This window comes from Chroococcidiopsis sp. SAG 2025, from assembly GCF_032860985.1.
In the GTDB taxonomy this organism is placed as follows: Bacteria; Cyanobacteriota; Cyanobacteriia; order Cyanobacteriales; family Chroococcidiopsidaceae; genus Chroococcidiopsis.
Map to the genome: position 1 here is coordinate 2,303,348 of NZ_JAOCNC010000001.1, position 21,923 is coordinate 2,325,270.

At 46.4% G+C, this 21,923-nt stretch carries 17 protein-coding genes and 4 pseudogenes; 8 read left to right on the forward strand and 13 right to left on the reverse strand.

Features of this window, described 5'->3' with window-relative positions; genetic code table 11:
* Nucleotides 1-222 precede the first annotated feature (222 nt).
* Together N4J56_RS11195 and N4J56_RS11200 are read left to right on the forward strand one after the other, a co-directional pair.
* Nucleotides 223-384, forward strand: coding sequence for a hypothetical protein (locus N4J56_RS11195; protein WP_317106522.1), 162 nt, complete (start codon nucleotides 223-225; stop codon nucleotides 382-384).
* 636 nt (nucleotides 385-1,020) lie between these two features.
* Entirely contained in the window at nucleotides 1,021-2,598 is a 1,578-nt protein-coding gene (locus N4J56_RS11200) for a group II intron reverse transcriptase/maturase (RefSeq protein WP_317106523.1), read from the forward strand.
* 214 nt (nucleotides 2,599-2,812) lie between these two features.
* On the opposite strand, the gene N4J56_RS40965 is transcribed toward N4J56_RS11200, so the two are convergent.
* A complete protein-coding gene (locus N4J56_RS40965; RefSeq protein WP_410500318.1) occupies nucleotides 2,813-2,995 on the reverse strand; it encodes a DUF3096 domain-containing protein in 183 nt (60 codons plus the stop codon).
* A 248-nt stretch (nucleotides 2,996-3,243) separates the two neighbouring features.
* Between N4J56_RS40965 and N4J56_RS11205 the strand changes: the two genes are divergently transcribed.
* Nucleotides 3,244-4,836 (forward strand): alkaline phosphatase D family protein, encoded by a 1,593-nt coding sequence (locus N4J56_RS11205; protein WP_317106524.1) that lies wholly within the window; start codon nucleotides 3,244-3,246, stop codon nucleotides 4,834-4,836.
* Nucleotides 4,837-4,935: 99 nt separating this feature from the next.
* On the opposite strand, the gene N4J56_RS11210 is transcribed toward N4J56_RS11205, so the two are convergent.
* The 3 genes from N4J56_RS11210 to N4J56_RS11220 form a co-directional block, all read right to left on the reverse strand.
* Nucleotides 4,936-5,142, reverse strand: a complete 207-nt coding sequence (locus N4J56_RS11210) for a hypothetical protein (protein ID WP_317106525.1) — start codon at nucleotides 5,140-5,142, stop codon at nucleotides 4,936-4,938.
* Between the two features lie 89 nt (nucleotides 5,143-5,231).
* Nucleotides 5,232-5,897 (reverse strand): haloacid dehalogenase type II, encoded by a 666-nt coding sequence (locus N4J56_RS11215; protein ID WP_317106526.1) that lies wholly within the window; start codon nucleotides 5,895-5,897, stop codon nucleotides 5,232-5,234.
* 219 nt (nucleotides 5,898-6,116) lie between these two features.
* Complete coding sequence (locus N4J56_RS11220) at nucleotides 6,117-6,386, reverse strand: DUF2171 domain-containing protein (RefSeq protein WP_039711200.1); 270 nt, start codon at nucleotides 6,384-6,386, stop codon at nucleotides 6,117-6,119.
* A 454-nt stretch (nucleotides 6,387-6,840) separates the two neighbouring features.
* On the opposite strand from N4J56_RS11220, the gene N4J56_RS11225 reads away from it, so the two are divergent.
* Nucleotides 6,841-6,972 carry a hypothetical protein gene (locus N4J56_RS11225; protein WP_317106527.1) on the forward strand — a complete coding sequence of 44 codons (132 nt, stop codon included), beginning with the start codon at nucleotides 6,841-6,843 and terminating at the stop codon, nucleotides 6,970-6,972.
* Between the two features lie 18 nt (nucleotides 6,973-6,990).
* On the opposite strand, the gene N4J56_RS11230 is transcribed toward N4J56_RS11225, so the two are convergent.
* From N4J56_RS11230 to N4J56_RS11255, 6 genes are all read right to left on the reverse strand, one after another.
* Nucleotides 6,991-8,040, reverse strand: a complete 1,050-nt coding sequence (locus N4J56_RS11230) for an S-layer family protein (RefSeq protein ID WP_317106528.1) — start codon at nucleotides 8,038-8,040, stop codon at nucleotides 6,991-6,993.
* Nucleotides 8,041-8,179: 139 nt separating this feature from the next.
* The gene (locus tag N4J56_RS11235) at nucleotides 8,180-8,842 is read right to left on the reverse strand and encodes a cytochrome P450 (protein ID WP_317110616.1); all 663 of its coding nucleotides are present in this window, start codon (nucleotides 8,840-8,842) and stop codon (nucleotides 8,180-8,182) included.
* Entirely contained in the window at nucleotides 8,754-9,431 is a 678-nt protein-coding gene (locus tag N4J56_RS11240) for a hypothetical protein (RefSeq protein WP_317106529.1), read from the reverse strand. The genes N4J56_RS11235 and N4J56_RS11240 overlap by 89 nt, the downstream gene beginning before the upstream one ends.
* An 873-nt stretch (nucleotides 9,432-10,304) precedes the next feature.
* The gene (locus N4J56_RS11245) at nucleotides 10,305-11,138 is read right to left on the reverse strand and encodes a dienelactone hydrolase family protein (protein WP_317106530.1); all 834 of its coding nucleotides are present in this window, start codon (nucleotides 11,136-11,138) and stop codon (nucleotides 10,305-10,307) included.
* A gap of 37 nt (nucleotides 11,139-11,175) precedes the next feature.
* Complete coding sequence (locus N4J56_RS11250; RefSeq protein ID WP_317106531.1) at nucleotides 11,176-11,526, reverse strand: hypothetical protein; 351 nt, start codon at nucleotides 11,524-11,526, stop codon at nucleotides 11,176-11,178.
* A gap of 96 nt (nucleotides 11,527-11,622) precedes the next feature.
* A complete protein-coding gene (locus N4J56_RS11255; RefSeq protein ID WP_317106532.1) occupies nucleotides 11,623-11,769 on the reverse strand; it encodes a hypothetical protein in 147 nt (48 codons plus the stop codon).
* Nucleotides 11,770-11,889: 120 nt separating this feature from the next.
* On the opposite strand from N4J56_RS11255, the pseudogene N4J56_RS11260 reads away from it, so the two are divergent.
* Nucleotides 11,890-12,650, forward strand: a pseudogene (locus tag N4J56_RS11260) (IS1 family transposase).
* Nucleotides 12,651-12,703: 53 nt separating this feature from the next.
* On the opposite strand, the gene N4J56_RS11265 reads toward N4J56_RS11260, so the two are convergent.
* On the reverse strand, nucleotides 12,704-14,086 hold the full coding sequence (locus N4J56_RS11265; RefSeq protein WP_317106533.1) for a Rieske 2Fe-2S domain-containing protein: 1,383 nt from the start codon (nucleotides 14,084-14,086) through the stop codon (nucleotides 12,704-12,706).
* Nucleotides 14,087-14,186: 100 nt separating this feature from the next.
* Between N4J56_RS11265 and N4J56_RS11270 the strand changes: the two are divergent.
* From N4J56_RS11270 to N4J56_RS40970, 3 genes and pseudogenes are all read left to right on the forward strand, one after another.
* Nucleotides 14,187-14,294 (forward strand): annotated as a pseudogene (locus N4J56_RS11270) (IS1 family transposase); the annotation flags it as partial.
* Nucleotides 14,295-14,457: 163 nt separating this feature from the next.
* Nucleotides 14,458-16,422, forward strand: a pseudogene (locus tag N4J56_RS11275) (AAA-like domain-containing protein); the annotation flags it as partial.
* Nucleotides 16,420-17,961 (forward strand): WD40 repeat domain-containing protein, encoded by a 1,542-nt coding sequence (locus N4J56_RS40970; RefSeq protein WP_410500477.1) that lies wholly within the window; start codon nucleotides 16,420-16,422, stop codon nucleotides 17,959-17,961. The pseudogene N4J56_RS11275 and the gene N4J56_RS40970, both read left to right, overlap by 3 nt.
* 2 nt (nucleotides 17,962-17,963) lie before the next feature.
* Here the strand turns inward: N4J56_RS40970 and N4J56_RS11290 are convergent, their stop codons facing one another.
* Together N4J56_RS11290 and N4J56_RS40975 are read right to left on the reverse strand one after the other, a co-directional pair.
* Complete coding sequence (locus N4J56_RS11290; protein ID WP_317106535.1) at nucleotides 17,964-21,107, reverse strand: eIF2A-related protein; 3,144 nt, start codon at nucleotides 21,105-21,107, stop codon at nucleotides 17,964-17,966.
* Nucleotides 21,108-21,176: 69 nt separating this feature from the next.
* A pseudogene (locus N4J56_RS40975) lies at nucleotides 21,177-21,857 on the reverse strand (PRC-barrel domain-containing protein); the annotation flags it as partial.
* Nucleotides 21,858-21,923 lie beyond the last annotated feature (66 nt).

Here is a 21,923-nt window from a genome sequence, read left to right on the forward strand (position 1 = left end):
TTGTGGTTGTTAAATTTCCAGCCTTGTGTACCCTGCCTGGGGATGGCGAATCAATCTAATCTCCTAAACGGGATAGTAGCCAATGCTACTTCACCAATATTTTTGCCAATATTACCCAGAACCAGGCTCTCAAACGGGCGTAATTTGCACCACTGTTAAGACGGTCTTAACTGTCAGAGTACATATTGAGTATAATATTTATCGCTCATAAACTCTGAATACTTGTGTTTCTTTCATATTTTGCTGGCTGCAAAGCTGCTAGTTGGAGGCTCTCAAGTAACTGCTGCACCACCTTTAAGTCCCGCAGACCTGGAAAAAATTCTCGCCACTGCACCTAAGTATGGGATTGAAATTATTCCCCCGCCTGCTGCCTTCTTGCATTAGGCAGCAGGCAAGGATGACAATAATCTACTGTGGCTCAAAAGTGTTGTGGGTGAGAGTGCGATAACTACGCTCAGTGCGATTCGTGGATAGCCGAATCACGGTAATCAGTCCGTACATAAGCTACCCAACCTGGCAGCAGATTACTGTCATTAAAAGGTTGAACTCTTCGGTCTGATGCGGGTGGAAGACCCGCCCACCAGACTCAGGTGTGACTTCCTATCTGCCCACACTGACCAGACTCGGTTTCTGGAGGGTGAAGCTGGGAGCAGGGCGCAATCAGACATCCGTTGTGGGATGACACTGGTGCTAATGGGGAGTTTCTATGGTGAAATAGAGCCTAAAAAAGCAACCTAAGTTAGGACGAGGCACAACAACAAAAACCTCGATCCCACTGGAGCTAATTCCCGCCGCATACTGAGCGGATAGCGGCAAGAGTCTAGGGAATTCAGTGGTTGAAGTGGCTCCGCCTAATGGAACGAAACAATCAACCGAAGGGAACGAATAAAAACGAGTCAAAGGTCAATAGGATTGGTCAAACCCTAAAGTAGGCTGGACGAGCAGCAGAACTCTTTTGATTCGGGTAGGATGCGGCGTAATTGCTGCAAGGCGTTCAGAATACACAATCAGGAGTAGAGCATGGTTGGACACAGCCCTAAAGCTAGTGAACTTTGGACTAAAACACCCTGGAAGAAATTCCGGCGTAATTTATTCCGCCTACAAGTGCGAGTGTACAAAGCTATTCGAGCGGGAGACAAGCGAAAAGCCAAGTCCCTTCAAAAGCTGATTCTGAAGTCCTTTGCGACGAGAATGCTGGCAATACGTCAGGTAACGCAGCTAAATGCTGGAAAAAGGACAGCAGGGATAGATGGCAAAGCCTCTCTAACTTACTTCGAGAGACTAAACCTGAATCAGTGGATTAAAAACCACTACAACAACTGGTATCACCAAGGGTTAAGGGAAATCCCAATCCCCAAAAAGGATGGGAAAAGCCGCATCCTGAAAGTCCCCACCATCGCGGACAGGGCTTGGCAATGCCTCGTCAAATACGCCTTGGAGCCAGCACACGAAGCAACTTTCCATGCCAGGAGCTATGGATTTCGAGCAGGACGAGGAGCGCATGACGCGCAGAAAATCCTACAAATTAACTTGAAATCAGACGCAAACGGAAAAGAAAAACGAATTCTTGAGTTGGATATCGAGAAATGCTTCGATAGGATAAGCCATACCGCTATCATGGAACGACTCATTGCCCCTCAAGGCATCAAGACAGGAATTTTTCGCTGTCTACTAGCAGGAGTCAACCCAGAATACCCCGAACAAGGGACACCCCAAGGGGGGGTGGTAAGTCCACTACTAGCAAACATTGCGCTCAACGGAATTGAGGAAATACACAAGTCGGTGAGATACGCCGACGACATGGTAATTATACTCAAACCCAATGACGACGCAAAAGCAATACTTGACAAAATCAGCATCTTTCTTGTCGAAAGAGGAATGAACGCCAGCGAGAAGAAGACGAAACTAACCGCCGCGACAGACGGATTTGATTTCCTTGGCTGGCACTTCAAAGTGCAAAGCAACGGGAAGTTTAGAAGCGTCCCTTCAGTGAACAACTTCAAGGCTTTCCGTCAGAAAGTAAAAGAAATCGTCAATTGCTCGAATTATGGTGCTACGGTCAAGGCGGCAAAGCTAGCCCCGATAGTCAGAGGTTGGAGGAATTACCACCGCTACTGCAAGATGGACGAGACACGATTCTCGTTGTACTTCATTCAAAAAAGAGCGACTAAGGTATTCAATAAAGAAACCAAACAGAACCGATACACCAGTAAGAAACTACTGGATAAAGCGTTCCCTGCGGTTCCTTACTCCGAAAACAAACACGTCAACGTCAAAGAAGATAAATCACCCTTTGATGGCGATATAACCTACTGGAGCGAGCGTAACAGCAAACTCTATGACAGCGAAACCTCTCTTGCCTTAAAAAGGCAAAACCATAGATGCGGATATTGTGGCTTAAAAATGCTTAGTGATGAGAAGGCACACCTACATCATGTAGATGGCAACCATAACAATTGGAAACCAAAGAACCTTCTAGCCGTTCACGAAAGCTGCCACGATTACATTCACATGAGCAAAAGCACTAGCTCAGAACGTCGGGAGCTGGGTGCGGGGAAACTCGCACGCCCAGATCTAACAGAGAGGGGCGGGAGGTAATACTCCCCCTCGACTCTAACCGCTTCGCTAACGCTTTTCGTCGTGAGTTCTGGTACTAATATGTATTTCTGTTGTGGCTGCCCAGAGGAGATATGGACGCGAGCGCTATAATTTTGATTGCAGTAACAACAATCAAATACTCTGATATAACAACCGAAATTAGCATCAGTTAAATGGGGAGTTTTACACCTAGAAAATTGGCTGGGATGATTGTCTAAGTACGTAAATTGAAGATTTCCACTAGCCCGATAACAATTAGATACACTGCCACAATGTAATTAAGTAGTCGTGGAAGAAAAAGAATCAGTATCCCTGCTATTAAAGCGACAACTCCGTTGATACTGATACTGAAGGCGATATTAGAAGTCTTTTGTGCTAGAAGAGGAAAGTCGAGCATAGCTAACTCTACGGGTAACAGCTTTGTTTCTAATTTTACTTTCCTTTATTCGCTACCGAGCGGTAAATTTGAGAACGCAACGACTAAATGATGATAGTCTGCTCTGACTCAAAAGTGTAGGGGTGGGGGTGCGATCGCGCTAATATTCATCTTTTAAATAGAATTTAACAGCGACTTGACTGCTGATTAAGAATCGGCTGCTAAGCTTAGCCTGCAAGTTGAGTTTGACGCGATCGCAGGGAGAATGTATGCAGAGATTCGAGCTGGAGCGGCTGTTATCGAATCCAATACGGCGACGACACTTTCTGACAGCAGCTGGAGCAATGACTGGGTTGGCGATCGCCACTGCGTTACCAAGAAAAGTCATTGCTAGCCCCAAGTTTTCTGCTGATCCATTCAGCCTGGGTGTAGCTTCTGGCGATCCACTACCAGATGGCGTAGTACTGTGGACGCGACTGGCTCCAGACCCGCTCAACGGCGGTGGAATGCCAGAACAGAATGTTCCCGTGCAGTGGCAAGTAGCTGCCGATGAAAATCTGCGACAAATTGTTCGCACTGGCACAGTTATGGCTACTCCAGAATTTGCCCACTCCGTCCACGTCGAAGTGCAAGGACTACAGCCCAATCGCTGGTATTGGTATCAGTTTCGGGTAGGGGATGAAATCAGCCAAATTGGACGCACTCGTACTGCTCCTAAAGACGGCGATCGCATAGACCAACTCAACTTTGCATTTGTGACTTGCCAAAAATGGGAGGATGGCTTCTACTCTGCCTACCACCGTTTAGCCGAAGAGTCACTAGATTTAGTCTTCCATTTGGGTGACTACATTTACGAGTACGGGATCGATTCCACGGGTGGGGTACGCAATGTATCTTTACCTGAAAGCTACCGAGATGAGACGAAGACGCTCTTGCAGTACCGCCTCCGCTATGCATTGTATAAAACAGACCCCGACCTACAAAAAGCTCACGCTCTATTCCCCTTTGTGGTGACTTGGGACGACCACGAAGTGGACAACGACTACACTGATGCCATATCAGAGAATAACGATCCGGTTGAAGAATTCCTTAAACGACGAGCGGCTGCCTATCAAGCTTTCTACGAACATATACCACTACGCCGCTTCTCCGTACCACGGGGAGCCGAGTTGCGCCTTTATCGACGATTGACTTTTGGAGATTTAGCAACGTTTAGCGTACTTGATACGCGACAGTATCGTAGCAACCACCCCTGCGGCGATGGGGAAACGCCTCGTTGCGAAGCGGCGCTAGACCCATCTAAGACAATGACTGGTGACAGGCAAGAACGTTGGTTGTTTGAAGGTCTTGACCGTTCCCGAACGCGCTGGAACGTACTCGCTCAGCAAGTGCTAATGGCTCAATTAGATCACAAAGTTGGAGCGGGAGAGATCTTCTGGAATGATTCTTGGGATGGATATCCCCTAGCACGCGATCGCGTTCTCAACTATATCGCTCAACGGAAAATAGCGAACCCAGTCGTGATTACTGGAGATTGGCACTCTACATTTGTCAACGACCTCAAGTTGGATTTTAAAGACCCTAACTCTCCAACTGTGGCGACGGAGTTCGTGACTCCCTCACTGACGACTAACGGCGATCGGATTGTTTACGGTCCCTACTATGGTCCATTTATTCCAGAGAACCCGCATATTCAGTTTTTCGATGGCGATCGTCGCGGCTATTTCCGCGTCAACCTGAATGGCGAACGCTGGCAGACCGACTTACGCTTCGTGACAACTGTGAGCCGTTCGGATGCGCCCGTGTATACCGCTGCTTCATTTGTCGTCGAAAACGGTCGTCCAGGTATCCAGCCAGCTTAGACAAAACTGCGAATGTCCACAAATTGTAGACATTTTTCTTGGTTCCTGGATTAGATATCTCCACTTACTGTAGACGAGGGCGATCGCAATTGCTTGCCCTCACTCTCTTGGAATCTTGAATCCTAACTGCTTCAACCAAGAGCAAGCAGCAGTATCGCATTCGCTTTCTAGTTGCATAGCTGCTACTTCAATGGGATTTCTATAAGGCTGGCCGCAGGTGGCTAGAGTTCGGGTTGTTTGCTCATCTCGCTGGAAAATAGCTTCTAGAAGTTGCTCTACTTGATTCAGCCAAACGTCCTTGTTCATTTGGAATCATTCCACTTGTAGATTAACTTTCAATTATCTACTCTAGCTTGTTTGCCAATCCGAGCGCCTAGAAGCTAGGCTACAAGTCCCTATGATGCTTCCACGATCCTAATCGCAGCTTCCGCTAAATTCTCAGCGATCGCTGTTGGTTGCGGATAAACAGCAAGATATTCCTTCTCTTGTTGAGTGATGAAAGCAGTTTTCAAGCCAGCACGAGCAGCACCAGCAATATCCCAAGCGTGGGCAGCAACCATCCACACATCGTCTTGGGTGTCTCGCTCGACCATAGCGTAGACATCGGGGTGCGGCTTTGTCTTTTGGATAGCGTCGCAGGAAAGGATATTACTAAAGTATTGGATGGCGTTAGCACGTTCCAGTAGTTTGCGCGTCGAGTCCTCGCTACCATTAGTTAAAGCAACCAGTTGCCAATTAGCTTTGGTTAAGATTTGAAAAGCTTCTAGAGCATCCGGTTGCAACTCCAGCTCGGCAAAGGATTTGACTACGTGCGACAACTGTGTGGCATTTGTATCAACGCTCAGCAACTTCATGGTTCTGGGCAGCTCAGCCTCTAGTACTTCTTTAAGCGGTTGATAGCTGCCAGCGTGAGACAAGGCAAAGGCATCTCGTAGCGTTTGTGCAAACCATACCTCTAGGGCATGAGTGGGAGCGCCCAATTCCACTAGTCGCTGGCGGGGCTTTTCTAAGCTAAAGCAAGTGCCAATGATATCAAATACTACAATGCCTTTAGATGTCATTAAATTGTCGGGAATAAGGTTTAGCAGCCGTAATTTTGCTACATTATTTCAAACTCAATGCCCCTGCCCGACACTTGCCAGTTGCACCATTTTTTAAGTTTTGTGAACTGGCGATTGGGTGGACTGCTACCTTAGTGTCAAAGCTTGAAAACTGTTGTGCTGAATGGCTTTTAAAGGCAATTGAACAGCTTCTATCCCCCAATAAGGGAGCGAAGATATTTAATTACCAGCGGGCTGCTGGTTGATTATTTCTGCCTTCACTTCGTCTACCGTTTTTTTCAGGTACACTGCCCGTTCATCCACTGCCCTAACCCATTCAACTGGAAACCAGTGGTGTTGTCCATCAGCAGCGCTGTGCTTTGTCAACTTGATATACTTGCCGCCTTCCACCTTGTCTACTGCGCCAATTAGTTCTTCCGATGCTCCCGCCAAACCACCAGGACCATCCGCGTAAACAGGCATATCTTCTTTAATTTGTGATATATCCATCTCTGCCTCTTCTGAAAATATATAAACCTACACGTCAGCTCTTTCCTTCATCCAAAAACTGAGTGAGCTTAGATTTGGGTGAAGTAGCTCTAGGTTATACTGCTGTCGATCTATAGCTCCTCATGCCACGGGTAGATCGGTAGGGTATTCTGTCAATACAACAGTAGAGGCGATTCGCTGTCTCTTCTGCGCCCATAATTACCATGTCATTTGCGCTATTCACCCTGCGGGGGTGGAGGAAGATAGCTGCCTAGATTTTCGCCCCAACTCCGAATTAGAGGGCAAGCATTTCAGGGATTTTCTAGGGTTGCGCGACAGCGAGACGATGAGCCTTACAGCAACCCCCACGACTATATAGACGACAACGAGGAATTGTGGGAACCAACAGGGGCGAGCTACTGGCGAGTTAATTCTGCAACCACAGCAGCGCTGGACAAGGGAGGAGCAGCTAGAGTTGTTAGATCGGCATCCAATGTTTACTGGAAAATGCCCACAATGCGATGCTTGTTTCAGCAAGGATTACACGGCACGGGTACATTGGGATTGTCCAGATCCAGAGTGTAGTTGGATGGACGATACTGTGTAGGCGATCGACATACTAAACTCATGAACTAGGACAGTTGCTAGGTGTTGCTTCAAAAGAATTTGGCGCGGCGGGATCGGCATTGGTGAGGATAATCTCGCCCTTGGAACCAAACTGCCAAGTAGTAGCTTCCACTAAGGGAGTGGCTGTAGTATCAGCTGCTTCTGGGGTAGTTTGCTCTGTTGCTGCGCGGTTTTGAGTTTCTGACGTTGTTAAAGTAGCCCAATCGGTGAGGAGGGCATCTGTGCTGAGTTTATCTCCAGGTGCAGGGGGTAAGCCACCGCGCCCAGCGACAACAAAGCGGTTTTCGGCTCCAGATGGACAACCGGATGCAACTAAGGCAGAAGCATCGACTGGTGTTGTAGGTAGTTCGACAACATCGCGGCTGGGGTCTATATCAGCGGCGTTAAAGGTAACAGAGCCGCTTAAGGAAGGGTTGGCTTGAGAAATGGCTGTGATGTCATTACTTTGCAAGCGAATTGGATTTAATTGCGTAGGATCGTTAGTCCTTAATAGAGTCTGGAGTTCTTGACGACTGCGTGGAACTAGCCCAAAAACTCTTTCAGATGTGATGTTGACGCTACCACCACTCCCACTGAAAGCATTAGCGGTGATATCGCTATTTTCATCTGGAGCAGCAATGATGAAGGGAGTGTTAATTGTAATGTTGCCTCCATTGCCAGGTTGTTGTGCTGTACCTGCTGAAGTTGAGATGCGGCTATTGTTGCGTAATCCTAAATTTCTACTCGCCTGCAACTCAAGATTTCCACCATTACCTGATGTTGTTTCTGCTGTAATTTTGCCATTATTCAAGTTCAGGGAGCGAGCATTGATAATTAGGTTGCCTGCGTCCCTTGTTCCTTGATTGCTTACAGTTACTTCGGCTCCATCTCTGACGTTCAACTGCCCAGTAGAAATATTTAAAGAACCACTTTGACCTGTGGAAGTTTTAGTTGCACTAGCAAACACTCCACTAGCCGGACCTGCATCACTAACGAAATTCTCATCAAATTGAGCCAGTCGCTCGAAATACGTGGGGTCGCTGCCCGAAAGGATAATTCTGTCAGTCACATTCAAGCTTATGTTACCTGCTTTGCCACTGCTGCGACTTGTAGTACGGACTTGTCCGCCGCCAGTGGCTTCAAGAGTATTTTCAGATTGCGACCTCGTTACAAAAGCTCGCGCGCGATCGCCTTACTCTTGCTTAGGGTTAAAAGACCAGAGGTAAAACTTCAGGTCCACGATTTCCGGCATTTCGATACCATTTAATCGGCTTACTATCGTCAAGCCTGATGTTAGGCATTCGCCGAAATAGAGTCTCTATGGCGATCGCTGCCTCTTGTTTGGCTAAAACAGCTCCCAGACAAGAGTGCGGACCATGACCAAAGCTCAAAGCTTTACTGGCATTGCGGCTAATGTCGAAGCGATCTGACTCGGGAAAGTGGTCTGAGTCTCGATTGGCAGATGCAATGCTGAGCTGAACGATTTGTCCATTGCGAATTGTCTGCCCGTGGAACTCAAAATCTTCAGTCGCAACACGTGGAATCAGGATGACTGGCGGTTCGTAGCGCAGGACTTCCTGAATCGCATTAGCTAACAATTCTGGCTGCGACTGAAGTTTGTTCCGCTGCTCGGGGTGAGTCAGAAGTAGATAAATCGCATTGCCGATTAAGTTTCTTACCGCCAAATGACCAGCCAGCAAAATCAGCATCGCATTTGCTACGATTTCGTCATCTGTGACATGCCCTTTTTCTGCTTGTGCCTTGACCAGCGTACTTAAAAAATCATCTTGTGGCTGTACCCGCCGTTGGGCAATCAACTCCCGCGTGTATTGAATCAATCCATTGGCGCTTTGCACCAACCGTCGAGTCATCTCGGCGGTAATTGGGATGATGTTGAAGAAGTCCACAAAGTCCACCTGACCACTGGATGACCTGATGGCGGTCTTCCTGACGCACACCTAAAAAGTCGGAAAGAACATAGGCAGTGAGCAAAAACCCATAATCGCCAGAACCATCCATGTAACCTTGAGCTTCGACTCGATCGAGTAGATCGTTGGCAGATTTTTGCGTCTGCTGCTTCAAGCCACGTGCCACGGCTGTATTGAATCCAAGATGCAAAAAATCATGGAGTCGGGCATGATCTTCTCCGTCTTTTGCCAGGACCCACATCTCTAGGTAGGGGACGATCTGTCTCATTTCCTCGCGCACCTCTTCAGGAACCAGATCTACAAACCCTTTCATGCGATTGGGGCTGAGTCTTGAGTCGCTGAATAACTCAGCTACATCGTCGTACTTGAACACAAACCATTGGTTCAGCGGTGAATAAAAGAAGACGGGGTGATTTTCCCGAAAATACTGCAAATCGGGAAATGGATTATCTAACTTCTGGGGCTGATTCAGGAAAAAATCGTCGCCTTCTCTAGGCTCAGAATTTAAAGATTGATTGATAGTCGATTTCATATACTATTTTTTGGAGGGAAAACTTTACCATGTCTTTCCCACATATACAATACAAGAGGGTAGCGTTATTGCAAAAAATTGTTGAGGATAGACAACTTTGGTGAAGTTGGTGGAATTTCCGTAGTAACTCTAAAAACTGGAGCGCTCGACTACTGTACGACCAAGACGCGAACAGAAGTTAAATTTTATCGCTTCAGCACTCGATTGTGTAGAAAAGGTGTGTTGTAGCAATACCTTAGCTTCCTATGATGAGCGATCGCCAACCAAATAGAGATGTTACGATGGCGCAGGTAGTTCCAGCGTACCTGTAGTAAAATACCAGTGTCTGCAATGCACTATGCGTGTGTGAGTGTATTGTTTGTTGTTGGCAGCCCTAGTGTGTGTTGTTATTCTGGGGCTGTTTCAATTTTGGGTAGTAACTCAATGAAAAAGTCTAAGCTTTGACGAGCGATCGCAAATTGAGGAGTAGGGAATGGCGATTGCTATCTAGTACATTGCATAAATCTCGTCTGTCAAACGAATAAATAGATAGGTGAGCATTACATCTATCTATAGAGTAAACACGAGGTAGTGGCATCACTTGAGAGTCTCAGGTACGCATCCCTACCCACGGTTGAAGCCCCGGTACACCTTTTACCGCACCTAGAGCATACAGTGAAAACTGTCATCCTAGTCCCTGCGCTTAGGTCAATGCGGGAATGTAAATGGCGATTGCTGACTAACAATACTTCACTTCTACAAGGAAATTTTATGCATACTGATTTCTGGTCATTTTTCACCGCCGCCGCTTTATTGCTCGAAGTGATTCCTGGTTTGGTCGTTATTTCTCTAGCATTAGAAACCGAGAAAAAGTAGTTGTTATCATCTGAAAATTTAAAACAATCGTTCTCGCAAAAATTCAATCAGCAGCTCTAAAGCTTCTTGAGTACAACGATGCGGATTTCCCTGCTTATCCGCAAAATCAATCGTAAAAATGGCATGGGGGCTAGGTCGAATGCCATCTCGCCTTCTTTCTTGAGCAGAGATAATCTTGCACTCAACAGTGTCTCCAAATTCTCTTCTCAAGGTATCAAAACGCTCTGGCGGACAAATCCGATCTTCCTCAAAACGTAGCGCCAGTAAACTCGTTTCCTTCGCTCTTTCCTTTGCTATTGCTAATTCGCCCGGCGAGATTCCCAGTGTTTTCTTTTGAGAATCTGTCAAGCCAAAGGGTAGGGAAGGTTGACTAGCAACAGGAGCCATAACAGATTTATCTATCATGAGTGATAGAACAAATCCACCCGTCAAACACATACCAATTGCACCAATTCCCCTAAAAATTTGGTGTTCGGGTAGGCTGTAAATCCGTCGGCAAAGCGCCCTTAACCAGTTAGTAATCGGGCTAGACTGTCGCTCTTTTAATGCATTAAATTCTTTACTTATACAAATGTGAGCCGTGTAAATCAGAGAATTAGCAACGACCGCAGCGATCGCATCGGATTCGCCAGCTTTGCCAAATAGAAGCGGAAGATAAACTGTAAATCCATTGTCAGATAAGCGATTGGCAAATTTTAGACAACTTTCTGTCATCCCTGGTAGTTCGTGCATGAGTAAGATTGCTGGCGATCGCTCGTTGGAACCTCCAGCTCTCTTCCAATAAACTTTGTGAGTCATGCCCTCGTGGGAAAATGGCGATTCAAATTGTGAGAATGTGGCAATGAGTGACATAGATTACCTCAACTAGTCAGTTAAGAAATATGAGAGATTACAAACGGATATGGCGTATTTGCACAACCAGCTGCTTTAGAGGACGTAAGACTGGATGCCAAGTTGGAGGTTTGAGTTCAAGACCTGCGTAACGCGCGATTTCCTCTGCAACCGCCTCAATTGTTTTTCCTTCCGTGTTGAGATGAACTGCAAACTTTTCGTCTGATAAGGATTTCAAGCATCGATCCAATTGACGTGCATTCCAAGAGTTACTGCCATCACCGCGCCGCCGCAATCGACGAAGAATCGTATCGCGAGAAGCAAGCAACGTGAAATGATGCACCTGTAAACCCGCGCGTTTTAATGCACCCATAGTTTGATCGTAGTAAAGCGGATCGACAACCGTCATGGGAACAATTATCGTTCCTACAAAGTTGTCGGCGACGTATTGTAATTCTTGATAGGTAGGTATATTCGCGTCATATTCGATGATTTTGAAAATCTCCTACACACACCTCTGACGGCAGAATTCTACGGAGAAAAAACCAATTTGCTCAGGATCGAACACAAAACTACCAGGGATGCGGCTGTGTAGCTCGAAGGTAGTCTGGGTTTTGCCAATTCCAAAGGCTCCGTTTAACCAAATAATCATCGACGGCGGTGACTCTCTTAGATCGAGTCTAACTTAGCATTGATTCCAAGGTAGTGGTAAATATGTAGTGATAGACTAGGAGAGGAAAGTCTGAAATATTGAATTTTCAATTTCTAGCGTCTGTCTGAAACTCAACCAACTTGCCCTTGTTGTGGTTCTCATCATACTATCAAAAATGGCAGAACTCATAATAAAAAACCTAAATTTCAGTGCCAAGACTGTCAAAGACAGTTTGGAGAAAATCCAACAAAGAAAGTTATTGACACTGAAACTATTGACACTGAAACTAAAGAACTAATCGATCGACTTTTACTTGAAAAGATTCCCCTTGCCGGTATTGCTCGGACTGCTCAAGTTTCAGAAACCTGGTTCCAAGAGTATGTCAATGATAAATATGTCCATGTTCTTCGGCAGGTAAATGTTTCAGACAAGCCGAAGGGAAAATTAACTGTTGAATGTGATGTTCGCGCAGCGTTGCCGTAGGCTAGCTTGGTCATTTGTAGAGCGCCAGGGAAATCAGCAATGGATTGGGCTTGCTATGGATAGAAAAACCAGAGAATTTGTGGAAGTTTATGTTGGCGATCGTAGCAAACAAGGAGCTAGAGGGTTATGAAACTCTTTGCCGTCTGTTTATCATCAGTGTGCCGTTTGTTATACGGATTTTTTGGGGATTTTATTAAAATGTTATTCCAAAAAAACGTCACCGAGTAGTGAAAAAAGAGACTAGTAAAACTAATCATATTGAGCGCTTTAACAATACTATGCGTCAACGTATCTCTCGTTTAGTTAGAGCCACTTCATCTTTTTCAAAAAAGCTAGAAAATCATATTGGTGCTATTTGGTATTTCATCCACTACTACAATGCCTGCTTACAGGCTTGAGCTAGCTATCACTACATATTTACCACTACCTGTTTTTCAACTAGCGTACTACACTAGTGTGACAGTGTTCGGTGCTTCTCTTGAGTCGGGCGAGTGTAGGACTGCTCAAATTGTATTTTGACTTTCTGCGCCACAATAGATGTTGCAATTGCTACCAGTGAAGCCAAAACTGCCGCTACTTTTAGTGGAGAATCATCTGCCAGTACAGCTACACCCAACGTTGCGATCGCCACTCCTACAAGTATTTGTTTTAATCTGTTTGTAAAGAGATAGGCTCGATTGCAGGAACTACAAATCAGCGTGTGTTGCTCCCATCGATCTAGGGGATTCAAATTTTCATTCTGCTCGCTTCTGCCTACATTTTTAGCTGAAGAATAGCCTTGATAAAACGGAAAAGATGCCCCAAACTTGTCTAGCCACTTGCGGTACTCAACCACCAAGGTATCAGATGTTTTGAGGGGCAGATAAACTTCTTGAAGGTTTTGTCCCAAACGCTCAATTTGTGCTTTTTGTTCGACGACGAGTTGCAAATCTCCTTCCAAGATTTTGTTTCGTGCCATGATGTGATCCAACCAGGGAGGCATAAGCGTCATTTTCTTAGGGAAAAAATTCCCATAGTTTCTCAGTAAAATCCGGCATCGCTGTCTGCCTAAAGGTATAGAGTATAAAGCAGTTCCTCCATACTTACCTGCTTGTTTGCTGCCAAATTGATAGATGACTAAGTTAGGAGCAATAAAATCCAATGAACTCCAGCGTGCATTCGGTTGTTGTGTTAAGCGCCACCTACCTCGAATTCCCTCTAAAGAACTGCTCGTGACTTCCATTTCTAGTGGTTGTGCGTCTTCTCGTTTACCAAGGACACCATCATGACTGATATAAACATGAGCTGGGTCGATGACGTTTTCAATAAAATAAGTTTGGTCGTAAGGTAGGTCGCGGATGTAATCTGCGCAAAACAATTCCGACTCGTCGTCCAACTCTGCGATCGTGGGGATGAGATCGACTCCACCTGCTTCACCAACATCAGCCCACACCCAAATGATGCCTTGGCGTTCTACAACCTGAAAAGATGATACGCAAGCTTTGACAGGAATTTTCGCATCTTCGGGTAACTGAGGAATGTGCAAACATTGACCATCTACGCCAAACTGCCAACCGTGATACAAGCACTCAATTCGTCCGTTGATAATTTGTCCATCGGAAAGTCTAGCTGCACGGTGGGGGCAACGATCTGTGAGACAGACAATTTGTCCATCTTTGTGTTTGAATAAGACGAAGGGTTCATCGTATAGAGAAAAGCTATAGGGGCGATTTGCAGGCAAGTCTCGGGCAAAACAGACAGGATACCAACAGTGCCGCCAATTAAATTTTTGCTTCTGTTGAGATATCTCCAAGCTAGACGTTGTTATTTGTGGTGTTTGGGTGTCTAACGTCATAATTTGCTCAGTGGTTGCTATAGTTTTCTCTATTTTTATTGTAAAGAACTCCACGGATGTATTTGGCAGATTGTGCCTCAGCAAAGCTCCCCAGGTAGCAATCATGCTCCTAGTTAGAGAGACTTTATCCTTCTCGAAAAAGTTGGATAACCATATCGGAGCTATCTGGTATTTCATTCATCATTACAACTCATCCTTACTTGTGTAGGACTACCAGGGAGCCATTCCCTCCAACTCCTTAACTTTTCTGTATCGACTTTGTGCTTTGGCATGAATAAAATGAGTGGGAGTTAAATTTGAAAAGTTTCTAACCGCCTTGTTAGGTTTGGTGGTGAGATCGTATCGATCGCCATTTTGAGGTAGGCTTCCTCATGCATCATGGGACTTCACGCTATGAATATCAAGTTGGCGGACTGCTTCCGGTGGATGCTCCCAGCTACGTCGTCAGGCAGGCGGATGAGGAAGTTTACACCGCACTCAAGGCAGGTGAGTTTTGTTACGTGTTGAACTGCCGTCAAATGGGGAAGTCTAGCCTGAGAGTGCAAGTAGCGAAGCGTTTGCAGGCAGATGGGATTGCTTGTGCAACTGTCGATCTATCAGGAATTGGCAACCGAGGCATCACACCCGACCAGTGGTATGCGGATGTCATCCTGCGTTTGGTGCGGGGGTTTGGACTGACGAAGCGAATTAATATCCGCACTTGGTTGGAGGAGCTGACAGCTCTCTCCCCTGTGGCTCGTTTAGGGGAGTTGCTTCAAGAAGAGCTGTACGAGGCAATTTCTCAACCGATTGTTATCTTCTTTGATGAAATCGATAGCGTTCTGAGTCTATCATTCAATACAAATGATTTTTTCGCTCTGATTCGCTCTTGCCACGATCGCCAACGTCTGACGTTTGCGCTTTTGGGGGTTGCCACTCCTACCGATCTGATTGCCGATCGCAGCCGCACGCCATTCAACATCGGACGGGCAATCCAGCTGACGGGGTTTCAGTTCCACGAAGCACAACCCCTGCTCCAAGGATTAGTTAATGTATCGAATAATCCTCCAGCTGTACTCGCAGAAATTCTGGACTGGACTGGAGGACAACCTTTTTTGACCCAAAAACTCTGTCAGTTAGTGATGCAAAGCGGCATGAAGGGCAACTCCCTTGCCGCGTGCATGGAAACATATTTGCTCGACAACTGGCTCGCCCAGGACGAACCGCCTCACTTACGCACGATTCGCGATCGCTTGCTGCGGAACGAACAATCTGCCAGCCGCCTATTAGGTCTTTACCAGCAAATTCTCCAAAACGGATACGTGCTGGCAGACAACTCGCGGGAGCAAATTGAGCTATTGCTGTCAGGGTTAGTATGCAAACAGCAGGGGCAGTTACGAGTCTATAACCGGATTTACGAGCGAGTTTTTAATCGGGACTGGGTTGATAAACAACTGCAAAAAATTCGCCCCTATGCTCAATGGTTGAATGCGTGGGTTGAATCTGAATACCAAAACGATAGTGTTTTGTTGCGCGGACAAGCCTTGAAGGATGCTGAAACCTGGGCAAAAGGTAAGCAGCTCAGCAGTCAAGATTACCGCTTCCTAGCTGCAAGCCAGTCAGCCGACAAACGGGATGTGCAGGGCGCTTTGGTCGCATCCGAACAAGCAAACCAAATTCTCTTTTCGGCAGAACAGCAAGCTAAGCGCACGATTCGCAAAAGTCTGCTGGGCTTAGGAGTTGTTTCGGGCATTGCCGTCCTGCTGTTGGGGCTATCGAGTCTATTTGCCTGGCAAACGGCACAAAAACAGCAGCAGGTGGCTTTGGGTGAAGTCAAGGCTTTGACACTTTCATCGGAAATGCTGTTTGGTGCTAATCGCCGCCTGGATGCCCTGGTTGAAAGTTTGCGCTCTGGTATGAAGTTAAAGCAAATTGGTTGGAACAACGCCGATCGCGAGCTGAGGCTGCTCGTACAAGACAATCTGCGTCAGTCTCTTTATTGGGTGCGCGAGCGCAACCGTTTACTAGGACATACTGATGCAATCGCGCGAGTCAAATTCAGCCCCGATGGACGAACCATCGCCAGTGCCAGTTGGGACAAGACAATTAAATTGTGGAGTCGGGACGGTCGGCTGCTGCACACCTTCAGGGGTCATCAAGATGTGGTTTGGAGCGTGAGTTTCAGCCCAGATGGACAACTGCTCGCTAGCAGCAGTCGGGATAAAACTGTCAAGATTTGGCGAGTGCGGGATGGGCAACTACTGAGAACATTCCGAGGACACCAGGATTAGGTTGCCTGTGTTAGCTTCAGCCCCGATGGGAAGCGACTCGCTTCCGTCGAGTGGAATGGCACGATGAAACTTTGGGATTTACAAGGACGGGAATTGGCATCGTTCCCAACTCATCTCGCTCCTGTCTCGGCGATTAGTTTTCGTCCTGATGGTAAGGCGATCGCCACCGCTAGTCGCGATGGGACGGCTCAAGTCTGGAGTTTGCAGGGTCGAAAAGTATTGACGTTGAAAGGACATCAGGGCTGGGTGATGTATGTCACCTTTAGTCGTGATGGCAAGGCCATCGCTACCGCTAGTCGTGATAAAACTGCGAAACTTTGGAACCTGCAAGGACAAGAATTGCTGACACTGAGAGGACATGAAGATGCTGTCACGGGTATTGGGTTTAGTGGCGATGGGCAGACGATCGCCACATCCAGCACGGATCGAACCGTGCGGCTTTGGAATCGCCAAGGCGATCGGCTGCAAGTCCTGCAAGGACATACCGACGCTGTTGCGGCTTTACATTTGGGTCCAGACAATCGACTCCTAGCGAGTGGGGGTGAGGATAGAAGCATCCGACTGTGGAGTTTAGATGGATTGATGGGAGCGCAGGCATCGGTCAGCCAGCCTGCAACAGGAGTAATGACTTGGTACGATGCCCTTGGCAAAGAAGCTATTTGGGGAGTTAGTTTCAGTCCAGATAGTAAGTCAATCGGGACCACTGGGCGTTATACCCTTGCCAAACTTTGGACTTCCACAGGACGCGAACTCTTAACACTCCAGGGTCACATGGATACTGTGAGAAGTTTGCAGTTTAGCCCAGACGGAAAACGAATTCTCACTGCCAGCAAAGACAAAACTATCAAACTTTGGAATTTGAACGGGAAATTACTGAGAACGCTCAGGGGACACCGAGCCGATGTGCGGAGTGCCACTTTCAGTCCCGACGGAAAAACTATTGCTAGTGCCAGTTGGGATACAACCGCTAAGCTGTGGAATTTGGACGGGCAAGAACTGGTGACTTTGCGGGGACACCAAGCTGGATTGAGAAGCATTCAATTCAGTCCCGATGGACAGGCGATCGCGACGACCAGCGAAGACGGCACGGCGAAACTTTGGGATCGGCAGGGGAAAGCGTTAGCGACGCTGCGAGGACATCAGGGAGGCGTTTTGGCGCTCAGTTTCAGTCCCGATGGACAGGTAATTGCCACAACCAGTGCAGATAAGACAATCAAACTGTGGAATCGCCAAGGCAAGGAGTTGAAAACGCTGAAAGGTCATGCAGCAGAGGTGAATGCCGCTAGCTTTAGTCCCAACGGGCAAATCCTTGCTACCGCTTGTGAAGCAGCATACATTTACTTGTGGAGTCGGGATGGCGAACTCTTGCAAGTCCTAGGAGGACATCCGGCTGGGATCAGAAGTTTGAGTTTCAGTCCCGATGGGCAAACATTGGCATCGTCCGATGCCTCTGGGAATGTCGTTCTCTGGCGTTTAGATTTGCAATCGAATTTAGACGCTTTATTAGAGCAGGGTTGTAAGTGGGTTGGTGATTACTTGAACAACAGCACGGATGTGAAGCAGAGCGATCGCCATCTGTGCGATTCTTTTGTTATTAACCCATAACCTTACACTACTGCACCGAGGGATTGCAGCGTCACGACTGTCGCCTCTGTTAATCCTTTCACGCTAGAAATTTTCATACCTTCATACAGTCTTTTCGTTCTCAAAATTCTCATGCACTTGCCTGTATTAACATCCCAAATTCTTACTGTTTGGTCTTGAGAACCACTAGCTACAACTTGCCCGTCCGAACTAAAAGCAACGGAAGAAACTAAATGAGTATGCCCAATGCAGATATGGAGACATTCGCCTGTATTAACATCCCAAATTCTCACTGTTTGGTCGTGGGAAGCACTAGCGATAAGACCTTTGGGCATAGCTGCGCTTACCGCACATCCATCGGGACTAAAAGCAATAGCAAAGACCCAATTTGTATGTCCGGTCAAGATTTTCACACACTTCCCGCGATCGAGATCCCACAACTTCACAGTTCGATCTGTACTGCAAGTTGCTAAAACTCGTCCATCTGGACTAAAGATAGCTGCATAAATGCGATCGTCGTGTGCGGGCAATGTTTTTAAGCAACTACCAGTGTGACAATCCCATAGTTTCACAGTGCGATCGGCGCTGGCGCTAGCTAAGATTTGCCCATTCGGACTTAAGGCAATTCCTAGGATTTTATCGGTATGTCCAGTACAGGTTTTCAGACAATTGCCCTCATTCATATTCCACAATTTAACCGTGCAATCAGCACTACCGCTGGCAAGGATCTGACCTTGGGGATGAAAAGCAACTGCATACACCCAATCTGTATGTCCTTGCAAAATTTGAAAACATTGACCCGTACTGACTTTCCACAATCGCACTGAGGAATCTGTGCTACCACTCGCTAAGATTTGCCCATCGGCACTAAAAGCAATCCCATAAATAAAGTCTGCATGTCCAGATAAGCTTCTGACGCAACTACCAGTCTGCCAGTCCCATAGTTTCACTGTTTTATCGTTACTGCCACTAGCTAATAGGGATTTTGGATTTTGGATTTTGGATTTTGGATTTTGGGATTGTTTGTTGGTTTTGCAAGATTCTGAACTTTCAGCATTAAACTCCAATCTCAAATCGCTTGGGCAGATAGGACTAAAGGCAACAGGAAATGCCCAATCTGTGTTGCCAGACCAAGTTTTCAAACATTGCCCATGACGACAATCCCATATTCTCACAGTTTGGTCTAAACTCACACACACCAGAGTTTGCCCATCTGGGTTAAAGGCAACGGCACAAACCTCATTTGTATGTCCGTGCAATGTCCTGACGCAATTATGAGTGTGACAATCCCAAAGCTTTACAGTCCGATCGCCACTCCCACTTACTAGGATGTCACCTTGAGGGCTAAATGCCACAGAGTAGACGCTGTTTGTGTGCTGAGTGTAAGTTTTGATGCAGACATCTGTATGATAATTCCAGAGTTTAATCGTGCGATCGCCGCTACCACTGGCTAAGGTTTGTCCGTCAGGACTGAATGCTATAGAACGAACCCAACCCGTATGCTCGCTCAGGGTTTTCCAGCATTTCCCTGCACGGACATCCCATAGATGAATTTTGCAGTCAGCGCCACTACTCGCCAGCGTTTGACCGTCAGGGCTAAAGGCAACGGAGCGCACCCAATCTGTATGTCCTACAAGCGTTTTTAAACAGGTTCCCTCCCAAATATGCCATAGTTTCACCGTCCGATCGCCACTCGCACTAGCTAGGATTTGACCGTCAGGACTAAACGCAACTGCAAATACCTCATGACGATGTTCCGTAAAGGTTTTTATACAAACACCGTCGCGGACGCTCCACAACTTCACAGTACAGTCAGCGCCGCAACTTGCCAAGGTTTGACCGTCAGGACTAAACGCAACACAGCGTACCCAATTGCTATGACCTTGACAAATTAAGACTATTTTGCCTGTTTTTGCCTCCCATACGCGAACGTGACAGTCAGTGTCACAGGTTGCTAACAGCTGACCGTTGGGGCTAAAAGCAGCAGATAAAATATTACCTAATGTCTGAGTAAATACGCAACGAGATAAATCTGAATTAGTAAAATTGACAGCATGCAAGTTTACGCCCTGTAAGTATGCTTGCCAAATTGTTAACTCAGAAAAGTCAAAGCCAGTCAGGTCTATTTGTGCTTGAAGCAACAGATTTAGAGCATTTCCCCCAGCATATCCAGTTGCTTGCGGCGATTTACCTCGGAGATGAGAAAGGATTTGACACAAACAATTGCTCAGATTTTCTGGACTACCAAGCTGTGTAATTAATTGCTCGACGATGGGTTGCAAAATCAGACTGGTTTGAGTCTCCCGCACGTAATCTTTAGCTTGGGCTTTAATTAATGCATGGCTTTTAAACAGGGAAATTTCTTGAGTAATTACCTCTTGACAAACTTGTTCAAGCAACTGGGCGATCGCATACTCCATGACAACAGGTTGTTGGGTAAAGCCATAAGAACTTTTTTCAATTAGAGATCGCCTTTGCAATGAATTGAGTGACTCTAGTATTTCACAAACTGGAACATTAGCCACAAAATCTGCTTGTAAGTCTTGTAAAGAAATGGGTTCGCGGTTGATGGCTAGCCAATACATTATTTCCCGTTCTAGAGCTGTGAGGCGATAGAATTGTTGCTCTAGTAGGTCGCGGATATCATCGAAAATAAATGCTCCTTGCTTGGTAATTTCCAAAAATTGCGAAATACTACCATCAAAAAAGTCTCTAATCGCCGAAGCGACAATTTTCAATGCTAGAGGATTTCCACTATAACGGGAAATTAGGACTTGCCATTCTGATTCTGAAGCGGCGTACTTACCTTTAACATTGAACAATTCCCGCCCTTGTGTCTCTAGTAAACCTGATAGTTGTAGAGAACGGACGGGAAGACTTTCACCTTCAAACTGAGTCAATCCTTGGGGTTTTTCCCGTGAAGTCAGAATTAGACAACTTTGGTGGGGAGTGTCTGCTATACATTGCAGGAGTTGTCTGTAACCTTCATACCCAATCCGATAGCGACCCATGCGATCGCCTGCTTGTAGAATAGATTCCACATTGTCGAGCAGCAAAAGACAGCGTGTAGAGCGCAAATATTTTAGTAATAGCGAGATTCTGCCCTCTAGATGAGTTGGTAAACTTGTTTCTTGCTGTCGGGAGAGAAACTGAATGAGTTCTGCCAAGATATCTTCAACAGGTGGAGCATTGCGAAGACTGCGCCAAATAACATATTGCGGAGATGCTTCACGAGCATCTTTTTCAACTGGAACTGAAGCCCGTACTGTCTCGGTTTCAACGTGTTTGCCAATCGATACTTCTCCTGCATGGCGGCGGTTTTTAGTTGCAACTAGCCGTTCTTCGTAGAGTTTGAGAGTTTGTCGATCGCGATCGTTCAGATCGTACAGATGTGGTTCTTGCTCGTAAGTGTAGGTATCGCGAGCATAATTTGCATTGATAGCCCCAGCCGGAATAGTGCCTGTGGCTGGAGTCGAGATAGCTCCTGTCGTAGGAGCTTTATATGCCGTCGGTGTGTCTAAAGGTGCCGATGCTTCTAAAGGTGCCGATGCTTCTAAAGGTTGATTGCGATAAACTCCGCGTACCCGCTCTTCATAATCTTAATCGACTTTCAAGTCGTTGTTAAACTCAGGTATTTCTTGTGCTTGCTCTTTGGTAAACCCTAAAGCATAGACGCGCTTACTATTTGGGAAAATACGGGTACGACCAAGTGGTAGCAATACTTGCTTGCCAAAAATCCAAAAACCCGTTTCAATAACTAAATACCGAAAACGACCTGCTTCATCAACTAGAATGTTCTTGACGGTGCCAACCTTCTCATCATCTTTGTCTGTATAAACATCAAGCCCTTTAATCTCATCCCGACCAATAGCATCCTGATATTTGGGGTCGAAATGTTCAAGTTTGTAAAGAACTATGTTATTTCTATTTGAGTTGTTTAAATTGAATATTATCTAGAATAAAACTATGGCTACTCGCTACAT

Coding starts and splice junctions, on each gene's coding strand:
- N4J56_RS11250 (WP_317106531.1), bottom strand. CDS start 11,526: ATGACGGTTGTCGATCCGCTTTACTACGATCAAACTATGGGTGCATTA.
- N4J56_RS11265 (WP_317106533.1), bottom strand. CDS start 14,086: ATGACGTTAGACACCCAAACACCACAAATAACAACGTCTAGCTTGGAG.
- N4J56_RS11210 (WP_317106525.1), bottom strand. CDS start 5,142: ATGAACAAGGACGTTTGGCTGAATCAAGTAGAGCAACTTCTAGAAGCT.
- N4J56_RS11255 (WP_317106532.1), bottom strand. CDS start 11,769: ATGATTATTTGGTTAAACGGAGCCTTTGGAATTGGCAAAACCCAGACT.
- N4J56_RS11205 (WP_317106524.1), top strand. CDS start 3,244: ATGCAGAGATTCGAGCTGGAGCGGCTGTTATCGAATCCAATACGGCGA.
- N4J56_RS11220 (WP_039711200.1), bottom strand. CDS start 6,386: ATGGATATATCACAAATTAAAGAAGATATGCCTGTTTACGCGGATGGT.
- N4J56_RS11245 (WP_317106530.1), bottom strand. CDS start 11,138: ATGTCACTCATTGCCACATTCTCACAATTTGAATCGCCATTTTCCCAC.
- N4J56_RS11215 (WP_317106526.1), bottom strand. CDS start 5,897: ATGACATCTAAAGGCATTGTAGTATTTGATATCATTGGCACTTGCTTT.
- N4J56_RS11240 (WP_317106529.1), bottom strand. CDS start 9,431: ATGAAATCGACTATCAATCAATCTTTAAATTCTGAGCCTAGAGAAGGC.
- N4J56_RS11235 (WP_317110616.1), bottom strand. CDS start 8,842: ATGACTCGACGGTTGGTGCAAAGCGCCAATGGATTGATTCAATACACG.
- N4J56_RS40970 (WP_410500477.1), top strand. CDS start 16,420: ATGAAACTTTGGGATTTACAAGGACGGGAATTGGCATCGTTCCCAACT.
- N4J56_RS40965 (WP_410500318.1), bottom strand. CDS start 2,995: ATGCTCGACTTTCCTCTTCTAGCACAAAAGACTTCTAATATCGCCTTC.
- N4J56_RS11200 (WP_317106523.1), top strand. CDS start 1,021: ATGGTTGGACACAGCCCTAAAGCTAGTGAACTTTGGACTAAAACACCC.